This is a genomic window from Chloroflexus sp. MS-CIW-1 (genome assembly GCF_030444705.1).
Lineage (GTDB): Bacteria > Chloroflexota > Chloroflexia > Chloroflexales > Chloroflexaceae > Chloroflexus.
The window spans coordinates 537,671-552,761 of the sequence record NZ_JAUBWR010000002.1; the positions used below are offsets into that span (position 1 = coordinate 537,671).

The 15,091-nt window shown below is 56.1% G+C and carries 13 protein-coding genes; 6 read left to right on the forward strand and 7 right to left on the reverse strand.

The window, feature by feature from the left end; all coding sequences use genetic code 11:
• Positions 1–5: 5 nt before the first annotated feature.
• Together QTO31_RS15110 and QTO31_RS15115 are read right to left on the reverse strand one after the other, a co-directional pair.
• Complete coding sequence (locus QTO31_RS15110; protein ID WP_301429914.1) at positions 6–1,247, reverse strand: glucose-1-phosphate adenylyltransferase family protein; 1,242 nt, start codon at positions 1,245–1,247, stop codon at positions 6–8.
• 68 nt (positions 1,248–1,315) lie between these two features.
• Entirely contained in the window at positions 1,316–2,569 is a 1,254-nt protein-coding gene (locus tag QTO31_RS15115; RefSeq protein ID WP_031461174.1) for a glucose-1-phosphate adenylyltransferase, read from the reverse strand.
• A gap of 1,993 nt (positions 2,570–4,562) precedes the next feature.
• Here QTO31_RS15115 and QTO31_RS15120 point away from each other — a divergent pair.
• Both QTO31_RS15120 and QTO31_RS15125 read left to right on the forward strand, forming a co-directional pair.
• Positions 4,563–4,985, forward strand: coding sequence for a hypothetical protein (locus QTO31_RS15120; protein WP_301429920.1), 423 nt, complete (start codon positions 4,563–4,565; stop codon positions 4,983–4,985).
• A gap of 293 nt (positions 4,986–5,278) precedes the next feature.
• Positions 5,279–6,151 (forward strand): universal stress protein, encoded by an 873-nt coding sequence (locus QTO31_RS15125; RefSeq protein WP_301429921.1) that lies wholly within the window; start codon positions 5,279–5,281, stop codon positions 6,149–6,151.
• 3 nt (positions 6,152–6,154) lie between these two features.
• Here the strand turns inward: QTO31_RS15125 and QTO31_RS15130 are convergent, their stop codons facing one another.
• Positions 6,155–6,646 (reverse strand): MOSC domain-containing protein, encoded by a 492-nt coding sequence (locus QTO31_RS15130; RefSeq protein WP_031460313.1) that lies wholly within the window; start codon positions 6,644–6,646, stop codon positions 6,155–6,157.
• Between the two features lie 79 nt (positions 6,647–6,725).
• Between QTO31_RS15130 and QTO31_RS15135 the strand changes: the two genes are divergently transcribed.
• Positions 6,726–7,901, forward strand: coding sequence for a hypothetical protein (locus QTO31_RS15135; RefSeq protein WP_035419492.1), 1,176 nt, complete (start codon positions 6,726–6,728; stop codon positions 7,899–7,901).
• Positions 7,902–7,906: 5 nt separating this feature from the next.
• Complete coding sequence (locus tag QTO31_RS15140; RefSeq protein ID WP_301429923.1) at positions 7,907–8,728, forward strand: universal stress protein; 822 nt, start codon at positions 7,907–7,909, stop codon at positions 8,726–8,728.
• A gap of 23 nt (positions 8,729–8,751) precedes the next feature.
• Here the strand turns inward: QTO31_RS15140 and QTO31_RS15145 are convergent, their stop codons facing one another.
• The gene (locus QTO31_RS15145) at positions 8,752–10,305 is read right to left on the reverse strand and encodes a S41 family peptidase (RefSeq protein WP_301429924.1); all 1,554 of its coding nucleotides are present in this window, start codon (positions 10,303–10,305) and stop codon (positions 8,752–8,754) included.
• A 296-nt stretch (positions 10,306–10,601) separates the two neighbouring features.
• Here QTO31_RS15145 and QTO31_RS15150 point away from each other — a divergent pair, with 296 nt between their 5' ends.
• Positions 10,602–11,735, forward strand: a complete 1,134-nt coding sequence (locus QTO31_RS15150) for a PLP-dependent aminotransferase family protein (protein WP_031460309.1) — start codon at positions 10,602–10,604, stop codon at positions 11,733–11,735.
• The gene (locus tag QTO31_RS15155; RefSeq protein WP_301429925.1) at positions 11,732–12,655 is read left to right on the forward strand and encodes an RluA family pseudouridine synthase; all 924 of its coding nucleotides are present in this window, start codon (positions 11,732–11,734) and stop codon (positions 12,653–12,655) included. The genes QTO31_RS15150 and QTO31_RS15155 overlap by 4 nt, the downstream gene beginning before the upstream one ends.
• A gap of 199 nt (positions 12,656–12,854) precedes the next feature.
• On the opposite strand, the gene QTO31_RS15160 is transcribed toward QTO31_RS15155, so the two are convergent.
• The 3 genes from QTO31_RS15160 to QTO31_RS15170 all read right to left on the reverse strand — a co-directional run bounded on the left by QTO31_RS15160 (position 12,855) and on the right by QTO31_RS15170 (position 15,090).
• Positions 12,855–13,238 (reverse strand): TIGR04086 family membrane protein, encoded by a 384-nt coding sequence (locus QTO31_RS15160; RefSeq protein WP_301429927.1) that lies wholly within the window; start codon positions 13,236–13,238, stop codon positions 12,855–12,857.
• Positions 13,239–13,499: 261 nt separating this feature from the next.
• Positions 13,500–13,757 carry a hypothetical protein gene (locus tag QTO31_RS15165; RefSeq protein ID WP_031460306.1) on the reverse strand — a complete coding sequence of 86 codons (258 nt, stop codon included), beginning with the start codon at positions 13,755–13,757 and terminating at the stop codon, positions 13,500–13,502.
• Positions 13,758–14,058: 301 nt separating this feature from the next.
• Positions 14,059–15,090, reverse strand: coding sequence for an ABC transporter substrate-binding protein (locus QTO31_RS15170; RefSeq protein ID WP_301429928.1), 1,032 nt, complete (start codon positions 15,088–15,090; stop codon positions 14,059–14,061).
• Between the last annotated feature and the right edge of the window lies 1 nt (position 15,091).

Below are 15,091 nucleotides of genomic sequence, written 5' to 3' on the forward strand. Positions count from 1 at the left end.
TTCCGCTAAATAGTCGCTCCACTCGGCACGTTACCATCTGCCGGAAAGGCACTAGCCGGTGTACGTGGTCTGATCGCAACGTTGCGCCCAATGCGCACACCTGCCGGTATCTGAGCCTTTAAACCAACAATGGTTAGCCCAGTGTTCAAGCGTTCTGGTGCTTCAGTGTTTGGCGTATTATCATCGCCATCACCGACTCGCGCCCCCTCGCCAATCCGCACACCTTCATCAATAATGCAGCGATCAAGGACAGCACCGGGTTCGATGATAGCATCGCCCATGACGATGGAGTCACGCACGACTGCACCGGGAGCAACGATCACCCCTGGCGAAAGCACCGATCCGATAACCGTACCGTATACCCGGCAGCCATCGCTGAGCAGACTATTTTCAACCCGTGCTTGCACGCCAATCTCAGCGCCCGGTCGATCAGAACTGACCGTATGGATCACCCATTCGGGGTCGTACAGATCAAGTGCTGGGGTTTCAGCCAGCAACGCCAGATTCGCCTCGTAGTACGCCTGTACCGTACCGACATCGGCCCAATAGCCCTGGAAGTAGTAAGCAAAAGCACGCGCACTTGTTACAATGTGCGGCAGCAGATGACGACCAAAATCGACAGCATCGGTCGAACGAAGCAGATCGATCAGATACTGCTTACGGAAGACGTAAATACCCATTGACGCAAGGTTTGAATCGGCCCGGCGTGGTTTTTCGACGAAACGATCCACCCGTCCTTCGCTCCCAACCGACACAATACCGTAACGATGGGCATCGTGTGGACTTACGCTGCGCACAGCCATCGTTAAATCTGCCTGCCGCTCTTCGTGCAGTTTGAGTAGCGGCGTATAATCCATCTTGTAAATGTGGTCACCGGCCAGGAGGAGCACTGCATCGACCGGCTGTTCTTCAACCACATCAAGATTGTAGCGTACCGCATCTGCCGTCCCACGCTGCCAACCACCACCATCAGGGGTCGGTGAAGGGTGTAGCAGCCGTAAGCCACCTTGCGCACGGTCGAGATCCCAGGGTCGTCCAACGCCAAGGTGAGCGTGGAGCGAACGTGGACGATACTGAGTCAACACGGCTACATTGTACAGACCCGAATTAACACAGTTTGAGAGCGCAAAATCAATAATGCGGTACTTCCCACCAAACGGTACTGCCGCTTCAGTGCGTTCGGCGGTAAGGACACTGAGTGCCGGTGAGTCACCACCGGCCAGTATCATCACAAGAGTGCGTAGCATATCGACTCCGTTTGTAACGTCAATACAGCAAGAGCGTTTCCCGCCGGTATGGCCGACAAACTGGGAACTCAGATCGTTTCTCCCGACGGTACATCACTGGCTGGAAAATCTTCTGCTTCACGGTCTGCATTAATGATGACATTCCGACCGATAGTAATTCCGGCTGGAATATGGGCCGCTTTGCCAACAACGGTCACCCCGCAGTTAAGTTTATCAGGTTGTTTGCGGTTCGGCACCGTCAAATCGTCACCAAAACCGACCCGAGCACCGGCGCCGACCACGACCTTTTTATCGATAATCACCCGATCTAGCACCGCGCCGGGGCCAATCCAGGTATCGTTCATAACCACACTATCGCGCACAACCGCTCCTGGCGAAACGTAGACGCCTGGCGACAACACTGAATGAATGACCGTTCCGCGAATAGTACAGCCGTTGCAGATAATCGATTGGGTCACCTTTGCCTGCGGCCCGATCTTGGCCGGTGGTCGCTCTTCGCTACGGGTGCGGATCAACCAGTTTGGATCGAAGAGATCGAAATCAAGTGATGGGTCGAGCAACTGCATACTCGTCTCCCAGTACGACTGGATCGTACCGACATCGACCCAATACCCCTTGAAGCGGTGGGCAAAGACTCGATCTTCAGCGACCATCGCCGGAATCACATCCTTACCGAAATCGATGCGGGGTTTCTCCGGCCCACCCTCGGAAAGACGCCGGATCAGGATGTCAGTGTTAAAGACGTAGATTCCCATCGAGGCCAGATTTCCCTTATCTCGCCCCTTCGGCTTCTCGGTAAATTCGATCACCCGGTCGTTTTCGTCGATGGTCATGATACCGAAGCGATCGGTCTCTTCGAGTGGTACCTCCATCACCGCCACTGTCAGATCAGCCCGTTTTTGTAGATGCGTGTTAATAATATCGTTGTAGTTCATCTTGTAGATATGATCACCAGACAGGATAAGTACCAGATCGGCGCGTCGCTCCTGGATGTAGGCCAGATTCTGGTAGACGGCATCAGCCGTCCCGCGATACCACGACTCATCACGACGACCCTGGTACGGCTGAAGTAAGCGCACACCACCACGAGCACGGTCGAGATCCCACGGCTTTCCGATACCGATGTGCTCGTTGAGAGAATGAGGTCGGTACTGAGTCAGAACTGCGACATCGAAGATACCAGAGTTGACACAGTTGGATAGGGTAAAATCTATGATCCGAAACTTACCGGCGAAAGGTACTGAAGGCTTTGCTCGTTTTTCCGAGAGGACACTGAGACGGGTGCCTTCGCCACCTGCCATAATCATTGCTACGATGCGCATACGCCCCCCGTGTGGATAGCCAACGCTCTTGTGCTTATCGATTGTAAACGCAAGCCGGTAATTGTGCAACGCGAGTGCATGGATGGTGCAAGCGCCACCCTTACCTTCCCCCCTGGCCCCCTTCCTCTCCCACGCTGCGGGAGAGGCCCTCACCTTCCCCTAGCCCCTTCCTCTCCCACGCTGCGGGAGAGGAAGGGGGAGAGATGAGCGGAGCAGGGGCGATCCTGCGGCTGGCAACGATACCGCGTTCACGAACCAAATCCCCCTCTCCCGCAGGGCGGGAGAGGGGCTGGGGGTGAGGGCGGCCCTCACCTTCCCCCCAGCCCCCTTCCGCTCTCACCAAGCGGGAGCGGAAGGGGGGTAGGAGCGGAGCAGGGGCGATCCTGCGGCTGGCAACGATACCGCGTTTGCGCACCAGATCACCCCTCTCCCGCAGGGCGGGAGAGGGGCCGGGGGTGAGGCCGGCCCTCACCTTCCCCAGCCCCCTTCCGCTCCCACGCTGCGGGAGAGGAAGGGGGAGAGATGAGCGGAGCAGGGGCGATCCTGCGGCTGGCAACGATACCGCGTTTGCGCACCAGATCACCCCTCTCCCACGCTGCGGGAGAGGGGCCGGGGGTGAGGGCGGCCCTCACCTTCCCCCAGCCCCCTTCCTCTCCCACGCTGCGGGAGAGGAAGGGGGAGAGATGAGCGGAGCAGGGGCGATCCTGCGGCTGGCAACGATACCGCGTTTGCGCACCAGATCACCCCTCTCCCACGCTGCGGGAGAGGGGCCGGGGGTGAGGGCGGCCCTCACCTTCCCCCTGGCCCCCTTCCGCTCTCACCAAGCGGGAGCGGAAGGGGGGTAGGAGCGGAGCAGGGGCGATCCTGCGGCTGGCAACGATACCGCGTTTACGACCCAGATCACCCCTCTCCCGCAGGGCGGGAGAGGGGCCGGGGGTGAGGGCGGCCCTCACCTTCTCCCCTGGCCACCTTCCTCTCCCACGCTGCGGGAGCGGAAGGGGGAGAGATGAGCGGAGCAGGAGCGATCCTGCGGCTGGCAACGATACCGCGTTTGCGAACCAAATCCCCCTCTCCCGCAGGGCGGGAGAGGGGCCGGGGGTGAGGGCGGCCCTCACCTTCCCCTAGCCCCCTTCCGCTCTCACCAAGCGGGAGCGGAAGGGGGAGAGATGAGCGGAGCAGGGGCGATCCTGCGGCTGGCAACGATACCGCGTTTGCGCACCAAATCCCCCTCTCCCGCAGGGCGGGAGAGGGGCCGGGGGTGAGGGCGGCCCTCACCTTCCCCCCAGCCCCCTTCCGCTCTCACCAAGCGGGAGCGGAGGGGGAGAGATGAGCGGAGCAGGGGCGATCCTGCGGCTGGCAACGATACCGCGTTTGCGCACCAGATCACCCCTCTCCCGCAGGGCGGGAGAGGGGCCGGGGGTGAGGGCGGCCCTCACCTTCCCCCCAGCCCCCTTCCGCTCCCACGCTGCGGGAGAGGAAGGGGGAGAGATGAGCGGAGCAGGGGCGATCCTGCGGCTGGCAACGATACCGCGTTTACGACCCAGATCACCCCTCTCCCGCAGGGCGGGAGAGGGGCCGGGGGTGAGGGCGGCCCTCACCTTCCCCCAGCCCCCTTCCGCTCCCACGCTGCGGGAGAGGAAGGGGGAGAGATGAGCGGAGCAGGGGCGATCCTGCGGCTGGCAACGATACCGCGTTTACGACCCAGATCACCCCTCTCCCGCAGGGCGGGAAAGGGGCTGGGGGTGAGGGCGGCCCTCACCTTCTCCCCTGGCCACCTTCCTCTCCCACGCTGGGGATGATGGGTTTTTGATCAGGCTCTTATAACTCCGCTCACTTGCTTGCAATATGTTAAGCGACATTGCTGAAATCCCTTCTTACAACACTGTGCCTATCTGCTATCATACAGCCATGCAGCCTCACACCGAGAGGAATATTTATGTCGATCTATCCCATACCAAATCAGCCTCAGGCAAACTAGACGCTGCGCTGGGTGATGCTCGGTATTGGCCTGCTCGTCACGACACTCGTGCTCTGTTGTAGTTTCTTCATCTTTGGTGGGTGGCAGCTCATCGGTGGGGTCATAAGCGAGACCTCAGCCATTGAAGATGTCATTCGTCAGTTTATGGATGCCGGACGGCGGCGGGATATTGGTGCGGCGGAAGCACTTTTTGCCGATACCGCCCTGAGTTCGATCTCACGTGCAGACTTTGAGCGTCTTTTTGCCAACCGACAACTGTTTCGAGAAGTGACCGATCTCTCGTTGAACAGTTTCAGTATCAACACAAATCTTGAAGGGACGACTGCCGAGGTTGGCGGTACGATCACTTATGTTGATGGTTCTTCGTCACAATCGTTTACTGCCAGATTATGGAAAGAAGGTGAGCAATGGCGGTTAGTACGGATTGATTTTCGTTGATGGTGGACAACCAGAAAAAGACTGGCGGTGAAGGTGTGCCATTCGCAGACAAGAGTAACATTTAGCGTAGGACGGGAAAAAACCTTTTTGTCACTGGTTGTTTTTTCCGTTCCTGTCTGCGTGGAAGCGGGAGGAGACCATAGGGAAAGGTGAGAGGGCTGCCGAGGCGCAAATACGCCGATATCCAGATACCAGAATACAGGCCGAACACATCATAAAGTTGGGATGAACGTGCACGCGATGCACGCATACGATGCTTGCCGTCGTATCAAAAACTGCAAAGGAGTTGTAAAATGTTTCGTACTCTTCTCGTTCCCCTCGATGGTTCAGGTGTCGGAGAACAAGCCTTGGCGGCAGCCGCCCGATTGGCACGGGCCAGCGGTGCAACCATCCATTTAGTACATGTGCATTATCCCAATTCGTTGACACCAATTGTCATCGAGACCTTGCCGGTGATCGATAACGAGTTGCACTCGCTCGCAGCCGAACACGAGCGGTTTTACCTTAGTCAGGTTGCAGCGCAACCGGTCCTGAGTGGGATACAAACGGTCATTACCCGCCTGGAAGGGCCGGTGGCCGAGACGCTTGCCAATCATGCTCAGGCAATTAATGCCGATCTGATTATTATGACAACTCACGGCTGGAGCGGTTTTGAGCATTTTTGGCTGGGAAGCGTAGCTGAGTCGTTGCTACGGCTCACCCATACACCGCTCTGGTTGATGCGACCAGGCGATTCGGCAGCACGAGCTGCGCAACCACTGCGTCGTATCCTCGTGCCGCTCGACGGATCAACACACGCCGAGCAAGTACTCCTGCCGGCCCAGCGACTAGCCGCAGTTGACGGAGCACGCCTGATTCTGGCACGAGCGTTGGTATGCCATCAACACAGTAGTGACACGGCTATCATCAGACAGAAACAAGAGATCGAGACTTATCTCAAAGAGATAGCTACACGCCTGGAAACTCAAGGGATAACGATTGATATTGCCGTCGGCACTGCCGACCAGCCGGCGCGTGCACTACTCAACCTCAGCCGCGAATTGCAAGCTGATGCAGTCGCACTGGCTACTCGTGGGCAAGGGGGCTGGCAGCGCCTGATAATGGGGAGTGTCGCCGATAAAATCATTCGGGCCAGTCCGGTACCGGTCCTGGTGGTTCGCCCGTAGTGCTCACATGCCAGCCTTGAATAAGCGGACAGGATCACCAACCCGTACTTCGCCTTCGTTGATGACCCGTGCATACAGGCGGCTCCAGCCTGGATGAAGCCGTTGACTGATACGGGTGAATTGGCCGCGTAGAAACGAGGCAGCAATCGTGTTACACGGTGTTGTATATTCGGTGATCTCCAGTTCGACCCACGCACCGATGCTCAGCCGGTCACCGATCCCGATTGCTGCCCAATCAAGACCACTGATTGTCAGGTTCTCGCCGGTCGTTCCCGGCGCAATCGGGTGACCTTCGGCTTGCAAAGCGGCGATCCGCTCGGCGGAATAGAGCGAGACGGCCCGTCTTGGCCCACCGTGGTGTTCCCGGTCACGCTGGTAATCACCACGAACGCCATTTATCGTGATTTCGACGACCGGTACCGGGTATTTCGGAACGCCACCTTTCGGATTGACGTTGATTTGCAAGATTCTGCCTTCCAGGTGCGAATGTTTCATTTTTCCTCTTCTCATTTCTGTTTGTATTTGTTATCATACCAGATACTTGACCGCAATTGAGCAGATCTGTCAGGTTGCTATGGAACCTTCATCCGATAAACAATCGACTTCGTCAGCTATCACTGCCGTCGTCGAAGTGCCCACCGACGAGGCCCGACCACCGGTAGGTACAGTACACGACACGACATCGGTACGGTCACCCAGAACCTGGTGGGCCATCAGTCGGCGCTGTGGTTTTGCCCTGTTCGGACTACTAACATTCGTGTTGGCGCTAGAATTGCTTAAGCGCGGTGCTGCGGGGTATGGACGGATTGTGGTGAACTGGTTAGATGTCAGTACACCGGCCAGCGCGCTCGGCTTTGGTTGGTTGTTAGCCTTTCTCTTTCTCAGTGGCTCGCCGGTGGCAGCCATCGCCGTATCGTTTTTCGCGTCAGGAACAATCGATGGTTTGCAAACCTTTGCGATGATCACCGGTTCACGGTTGGGTGCATCATTCATCGTGCTGTTTGTTGGGTTCATATACCATCTGCGTGGTCATCGGCGGGCAGCGAGCGTTAGCATCGGTGTACTTTCACTACTGACTACGGCGGCTATCTATTTGCCGGCATTTGGGTTGGGCTACTGGCTGCTCGATGCGCATTTGGTGGGTATCGTTACCGCCAGTGCTGACAGCCCGCTGTATTCACTCTTCGATCTAGTAATTGATCCAATCGTGGCCATCGTGGTAAGCATCTTACCCGAGTGGTCATTGTTGGTTGTAGGAGCACTGGTATTACTTGGCGCATTTAGCCTGCTCGACCGCGCCATTCCAGAGGTTCCCGGTGGTCAAGAAATCTTTGGTAAAGCCGGTCAGTTACTCTACCGACCATGGGTGATGTTTCTGTTTGGCGCCGGGATCACGTCATTTACCCTCTCGGTGTCAGTTTCGCTATCAATGTTAGTACCATTGACAGTGCGCGGTATTATTCGGCGTGAAAATGCGCTGCCTTACATTATGGGAGCCAATATTACCACGTTTATTGATACGCTAGTCGCAGCCTTGATTGTCGGTGGCTCAGCAGCATTTACCATCGTGCTGGTTGAGATGCTGAGCGTAACCTTCTTCTCGTTGTTGGCGCTCCTCTTCTTCTATCGCTGGTTTGCCCGCGTGATACTCAGATTGGAAACGACGATTGTTCATTCGCTCCCACGTCTCGCCGGTTTCCTGGGGATTATGGTGATAGTACCGCTGGTGTTACTATTTGTTAAATGGTGAATGTGATGCACATTGCTCTTTATGCAGGTGAAGGTCTGCAAGCAGACGATCTGCTTACCTTTGCTAAACCGTTTATCACCACATTAGCGCGGCAATTGACTCTGATTGCACCGACAGAAGAGCAGAGTACGCTTGATGAGATACTCACTCGTTTACAACTCGATCCTACCATCACAGTACGGCGTTGGTGTCAAGAAGAATCGTTTACCCTGGCAATTCTAAAGGCAGTACAGACCGTGCACCCTGATGTCTTACTCTTACCCGCATTTACTGCACGGGCAACGCCATTAGAGTGGTGGCTGCGGCGCGAGGAGTTCAATTTGCTGCGCATGTTGCCAGTATCATTCCTCCGTGTGCACGGACGAATTACGCCAATTCGTCAGATTCTGCTCGCCAGTGCTGGCGGCGAGCAGTCGCTGCGCTGTATCCCATTGGTGCGCCAGATTGCACAAGCCTTTCAGGCAACGGTCACCGTTTTACACGTCGTTTCGCAGGAGGTGGTGTATTTCGAGGGATTTGCCGCATCGCCATTGTCAGGTGAGACTGCGTTACAGATCGATGAAGCGACCGCCACGGTGTTGCACCGGATGGTAGCCGCATTGGCGACGGAGGGCGTAAGCTGTCGTTTACAAGTGATCAACGGTTTAGTTGAAGAAACTCTGCTGACTGAATGTCAGCACTACGATCTCTTCGTGATCGGTAGCCATCTGGCCGATGATGTAGAGCCAACCAGCCAGTGGCTACGCTTTCTTCGCCGCATTTCCTTACAAGATGTGACTCGCGATTTGCTGGAAGGTAGTCCAATACCGGTTTTGGTGGTGCGGTAGATGCGGTTCACTTCTCTTCGGCATTACTGTGCACCCGTTAACACCTTCAGAGCCACCTGCAACTGCGGATCGTCTTCGGGATCAAAACGCCACCACTCAGCTTCGATCAGCACATCGGGAATAATGCCGGTTCCTTCGATCAACGTGCCATCAGGGAGTTGATAGGCTACCTCAGCCAGGAGCAGGCGTGAACCATCACTGAAATTGTAGCCGTACAAGTTTTCGGTATTACCGGCAGAAGGTACGCCAACGATTGTTGCCTGACGCAAGAGACGCATACCGGCGGTGAACATCTCGGCGGCGCTGGCCGTCTCGTCACTAATGAGGACAACAACCGGAATATTGGTTAAGCCAGAGATGGTTCGTCCGCGCGGAATACGCTGCTCCTCACGCTCATTACGTCCGACCGATGCGCCGATACTCCCACCATCGTGAAAGAGGGCGATGATATTGCGCATCACGTGAATATAGCCGCCACTATTGTCACGTACATCAATAATGATACCGCGCAGCGGCCCCTCAGCCAGCAGTGTCGTCAGGGCATCACGAGTCTGCGTATCGGCGTTGTCAACGTAAAAGCTGGGAATGTGTAACAAACCAATGTCACCGGCAAGTCTTTTGGCAGTAACCTGATTAAAGACAGCAATATCGATGATCGCCCGTACCAACTCTATCTCACGCGGTTCTTCACGACCACGTTTAATAGTGAGACGAACACTGGTTCCGGGCAAACCACGTACCGCACCAATCGCACCTTCCGGCCCAAACGCACTGTTATCGTTGAACGGAATCCCATTGACCGCCAGGATGACATCGCGCGGCAAAATCCCAGCCTGGTCAGCCGGACCGCCAGGCACAACACGGGTTATCAATCCACCTTCCTCGATGGTACGTACACTGACACCAATCCCACCGTACTGTAATTGACCACGTGCTTCGGCCATCTGTGCCGCAACCTCTTGCGGCGACTCGAAGCGCGAGTGATCATCACCTAAACGTGCAATCATTTCCCGCATGATGGTGTAAAACGCTTCAGGCGTGGCAGCCGCCTCGACCTTGGGTTGTAGCTCAGCACGCACTGCATTCCAATCGAGGCCGTTGAAGTCCTCATACAGATAGTTATCCCGCACCGTTTCCCACACCTGCTGAAAGATGTCCAGCCGTTGTTCGCGACTGAGCGGCGCCAGAGTTGGGGTCGGTTCGATAGTGGCAATTGGCGTCAGCGCCTGCGTGGGAATTACCGTCGTATGTGCTGATGGCACCGTCGCTTGCGTAGATGTCGGTTGCGGCAGAGATGTCGCGGTAGATGTCGGTCGCTGCTGATCGGTCGGTAAGCCAATCTGTCCATCGCGCAGAGCAGAGCAACCGGTAATCAGAATTGTTGTAAGCAAAAGTAGCAGAATGCGTTGCAGATACATCGTGTTCGTGTCGTTATACGGTTCTACTGTACCATTACTGTTCAACAGCATGATACCATTAGCACCACCATCATACGGTGAGAGCTTGCTGAGAATGTAGGGTTGCAGAGCCACTCTGCCGGTGTCCGACGATGCTGACGATTCACGGCACGTTAGCACCTGGCACTCTTCTTTGCTCATAAGGGAGAGGAAGGTGGAACACGACCAGGGACGAAGAGGGGTTCAGACTGACGTGATGGAACACGACGGTACATTATGCGCCGATGATGACCACCCTGCGAGGGACTAGACAATAGAGCAGGTTGCGGGCGAGAACAGAATATAATGTCTTTCACGGTGCCGCCAAGAGCGGATTCGCTACCATGATGCACTGACGCGGCGGGCGCTTCCTGCCACTGGCGCACGGCAGGAGTATGCTTCACACGCGAAACGCAGCCATAAGAGGATGACAATCTATGCTGCCTGACATTCAATTTGTACAACGTCCAGGGATTATCGAGTTTGGCTGGGGCCATCTGGCTGCTGATTTGCTGCCGCGCACGGAATTGTTACGCGCCGCAACCTGGACCCTCACCCATGACGCACCGGCTGCTCTTACATACGGCTTCGCCCAGGGACCCGGGCGTCTCCTGGCATTGCTGGCTGCCCGGCTGGCCGTGCCTGAAACAGAGTTGATGATTACCGGTGGCACTTCGCAGGCGCTCGATATGATCTGTAAGCAATTGACACAACCGGGTGACGTTGTATTGGTCGAAGCACCAACGTATCACCTGGCGTTGCGTATTTTTCGTGACTACCGGCTGCGTCTAGTAATGGTACCAGGCGACCAGCAAGGGCTGCATGTGACAACAGTGGCAACGCTGGTGAGGCTTTTCCGTCGCCGTGGTGAGCGGGTCGCCTTTCTCTACCTGGTACCGACCTTTAACAATCCCAGTGGGATTACGCTGAGTGCAACGCGGCGCGCAGAACTGGCGCGCCTGGCAACAGCACTTGAGTTAACCGTTGTTGAAGATGAGGCCTACGCCGAATTGTGGTATGAACTGCCACCGCCGCCACCCATCACCAGCTTTGCTACCGGTAGTTCACTCATCCGTCTGGGGAGTTTTGCCAAAGTGTTAGCCCCCGGCTTACGTCTAGGTTGGATGCATGCGCCAGCAACAGTGATCCAGCGCTGTACGCAGTCGGGCATGCTCGACAGCGGTGGCGGAGTGAACCATTTGACCGCCCACATTGTACTGGCATTGTTGCAGGCTGGTGATTTTGAACCGCATCTGTTGCGGTTACGCAACGCCCTTCGTGCCCGACGTGATGTGCTGTTAGAAGCACTGGCCCGTATGATTCCATCCGGAGTAACCTGGCAACCGCCATTAGGCGGGTTCTTTGTCTGGCTCCGTACACCGCCCACGATTGATACCACTACCCTACTGGCCCGTGCCGAGGCTGCTGGCGTGTCGTACATTCCTGGTGCACGGTTCTACGCCGGAAACGGTGGCCGTCACGAATTACGCCTGGCGTTTTCGATGCTGTCGGAAGCCGATTTGATCGAAGGCACCCGTCGTTTGAGCAAGGTCTTACGGGATGCGCTATGACCGTTCTTTCGTTACCAATTTCACCTGCTGACCATGGCCGCCCGCTTGGCGTGATTGCCACCGAGCACCTGGGTGAAGTCGGACGACTGGCTGCCGCACGGGGTGGATTATGGATCGGTCGGCGGCGCGTTGATGCCGCCACCCCCGCAACCGGTGGCGAGACGCTGCTTGTGCGTTTACCTCCTGCCGGCGGCTATTGCGATGCCCCATTAACGCTCGAACACATTATCTACGAAGACGACGATCTGGTCGTCATCAACAAACCACCAGCCTGTTATGTGAGCGATACACCGTGGGATACGCACGGCAGTGTGTTGGCAGTGATGCGGCGCTTACTGACATTGCGCGATGGTCGCCCACCAATGCTGCACTTGGCGCACCAGCTCGATGTTGGCACATCGGGCATTCTGGTCATGAGTAAGCAGTCACGAGCGAATGCACCGTTGCAGAGGGCATTTGCCCAGGGTTTAGTCTACAAACGGTACCTTGCCATGTGCGCAGGTCATCCACCGGCCACAACCGAGGTGATCACCGGTCACGGTCGGGCTGCCGGTGGGCGGTGGCGGCTATACGATCAAACAGCTATCGGGCAGCCACTCCCTGATGGACAGCGGATCAAGCTGGCGCATACTTATCTGACGGTGCGTCAGCAATACGCCGATGCCGCGCTGGTGTGGGCCGTCCCGCGTACCGGACGCACCCACCAGATTCGGCTGCACCTGGCGGCTCTCGGTTGCCCAATCCTTGGTGATGAGCGCTACGGCGGGCCAACAGTCGTGGCCGGGCACAGGCTGCCTCACCCACTCCTCCACGCCGCTGAGCTGATCCTACCCCACCCAACGGTCGGTCGCCCACTCCACCTGTTCTGCCCACCGCCACCATTGCTGCTGACGATTGTTGCCCGTTTGCAGCGGGTATGATGTCGCGATGATAACCTGTACTCAACCCACAAGATGAACTCTTTACCAATCTACGTTTCACCATTCACATTCGTGACATGAGGAGTCAACTCTGGAATCACTGTGTTGTATTTCAGCAGATGGGTTTGGAAATTCACCTCACCCTTCCCCATCTTTTCTACGAATGCCATCGCACGACCACAACACCCACTGATGAACTTTACTTCATCGGCGATACCCGGCGTAATCGTCCGGCCAGCATCCCACCGAGTGCCCCACAGACGCAGCCTAACACCTGACCAAACAGTAACAGCGGTGGTACCGATAACCCAGCATTTGCCAAAGCTGCGACCAGAATCCCAACGACTCCGACTAGCAGACCATGCATTGCAAACGCTTCACTGGCGAACCAGCCAGCAACAAACCCACCCACGCCAGTCAAGCTGGCGCCAAGCAAAATCAGCAGCACGTGAATCGGATTTTGGAGCGATGGCTCAGTAAACACTGCACTCTGCCCGAACAGCACAATCATCATTTGCAAAAGGATGGTCAGCGCGAAATCGGTCATAAAACCAGAAATAACCGCCGTCCAACGAATGTTCACGAAATTCACCCCCTGGCGTTTTCTTGCCCAGATGACCGGCACTTCACAGGAGCGGCGAGGTTGTTCACTCGACGCACTGCCGTGATCGGTAACCGGCTCACTTCATCCGAATGCAGTATAGCTGATTGGCGCATCTGTAGTATCACCGACGGCGCTGATCGTATCCGTAACAGGAAAAGCGGGTCTTGCGACCCGTCCCTCTACGTCAGAGTCAATACCTGATGATCACGTGCTGGCAGCCGCTGTCGGTACCGCAATGAGCTAATTTGCCATGTGCCAGACAAAGAGGAAGACTAACAGGGAGATTTGGAGGGCATAAGCTACATCAGAACGAGCCATTCGCCAGAATTCTTCCTGGCCTAACCACCACCAGATGCGGTTGAGACCAGAGCGGACACGCACATGATTGTCCCATCGTTGCAGATGTGAGACTCGTGCCAAACGAACTAGCCGACGCAGACCATTGACGAGCGTAAACATCCACGCCCCCGCAACCAGTAGTTGCAGCAGCATCTCCATGCGGCGCACTCCTTACAATGTGGTGATGTGTTTGCAACAATAGCACCCACCCTGGCGCATGGTGACGACTTGATCACTCTTTGTACATAGTATGCACTAGTTTTGATCGAACACGCAAGGGGTTTTCAGGGAGAATTTCCCTCTTAATCGGGAAAAATGGATGAATCTGGTGACGATGTCTCAATATAGTCGAGAGACAACACCTTGCGCACCGGTAGAGTAAGTTGAACTCTCACCCTACCGGTGTGTTGAAAGACATACCTGCTGTTCACCCGCGGTTCTGACAGGTTCAGCTTTGCCACTATCGACATTCAATACCGAGCGTGCGGTAATAGTCATCAACTGCTTCAGTATGCAGGACGGTTTCCGGGTCAATCGCCGTCTTCAGCACACCGAGCGACTGCAAGAGTTGCGATTCTTTGGCCCAAACGTTCCGATCACTGGCTCCGACGCAGCGCTGACCAATCCCATAGCGCATCAACTTGATCGTCTCAACGGCTTCAAACTCCAGATGATCACGATCAAAGTCAGGGCTGCGGGCCAGAATAATCTCGATGGCTGCCGCCGGATCGTTCAATGCATCTTGCCAGCCACGCAATGTCGCCTGAACGAAGGCGCGCACTGTATTAGGATTCTGGCGTGCAAATGCAGCGGTTGTAAACAGCACATCGCCCATCAGTTCAACACCATAATCACGCGCCACAATAAGATCGATATCGGCGCCAGCAGCGCGAGCGGTATACGGCTGATCAGTCGCGTAGACTGGCCAGACATCGGCACGCCGTTCGAGGAACGGCGCTAAGCTGTAATCACCCGGAATTTCAATCACGCTGGTTGGATCAACGCCGGTGGCTGCCAGGAGTGCCCGATACTCAGTCTCGACATTGTCGCCGTAGAACATGCCAACGCGCCGCCCAACGAAGTCTTGTGGCGAGCGAATGCCACTATCACGATGCACCATAAATGCGACCGGACTGGCTTGAAACCAGGTTGCCAGTGCTACGATCTCAATCCCTTGCTCGCGACTAATCAAAACGGTATCGGCACCGGTGCTGCCAAAGGTGTCGGCGCCTGTAGCGACTAATGGTAACGGAACGGCATCAGGCCCGCCGGGGAGAATTGTCACCTCTAAACCGGCATCGCGGTAATACCCGCGAGCATCGGCGACCAGATAACCGGCAAACTGAAACTGTGGAAGCCATTGTAGCCGCATCGTGACTTTCGTCACTTCTGGAGCGTTGTTGGTGCTGTTGTTTACCGATGTGTTCGTACAACCGGTTACGATAATAAGGAGTACAAACAGCAATAATGTTTGTCTGAAACGGGGTGACATC

What these genes read in the sequence shown, in the direction of transcription:
- QTO31_RS15150 (WP_031460309.1), top strand. Translation starts at nt 10,602, where the DNA reads ATGCTGCCTGACATTCAATTTGTACAACGTCCAGGGATTATCGAGTTT.
- QTO31_RS15130 (WP_031460313.1), bottom strand. Translation starts at nt 6,646, where the DNA reads ATGAAACATTCGCACCTGGAAGGCAGAATCTTGCAAATCAACGTCAAT.
- QTO31_RS15110 (WP_301429914.1), bottom strand. Translation starts at nt 1,247, where the DNA reads ATGCTACGCACTCTTGTGATGATACTGGCCGGTGGTGACTCACCGGCA.
- QTO31_RS15115 (WP_031461174.1), bottom strand. Translation starts at nt 2,569, where the DNA reads ATGCGCATCGTAGCAATGATTATGGCAGGTGGCGAAGGCACCCGTCTC.
- QTO31_RS15155 (WP_301429925.1), top strand. Translation starts at nt 11,732, where the DNA reads ATGACCGTTCTTTCGTTACCAATTTCACCTGCTGACCATGGCCGCCCG.
- QTO31_RS15165 (WP_031460306.1), bottom strand. Translation starts at nt 13,757, where the DNA reads ATGGAGATGCTGCTGCAACTACTGGTTGCGGGGGCGTGGATGTTTACG.
- QTO31_RS15125 (WP_301429921.1), top strand. Translation starts at nt 5,279, where the DNA reads ATGTTTCGTACTCTTCTCGTTCCCCTCGATGGTTCAGGTGTCGGAGAA.
- QTO31_RS15140 (WP_301429923.1), top strand. Translation starts at nt 7,907, where the DNA reads ATGCACATTGCTCTTTATGCAGGTGAAGGTCTGCAAGCAGACGATCTG.
- QTO31_RS15120 (WP_301429920.1), top strand. Translation starts at nt 4,563, where the DNA reads ATGCTCGGTATTGGCCTGCTCGTCACGACACTCGTGCTCTGTTGTAGT.
- QTO31_RS15170 (WP_301429928.1), bottom strand. Translation starts at nt 15,090, where the DNA reads ATGTCACCCCGTTTCAGACAAACATTATTGCTGTTTGTACTCCTTATT.
- QTO31_RS15135 (WP_035419492.1), top strand. Translation starts at nt 6,726, where the DNA reads ATGGAACCTTCATCCGATAAACAATCGACTTCGTCAGCTATCACTGCC.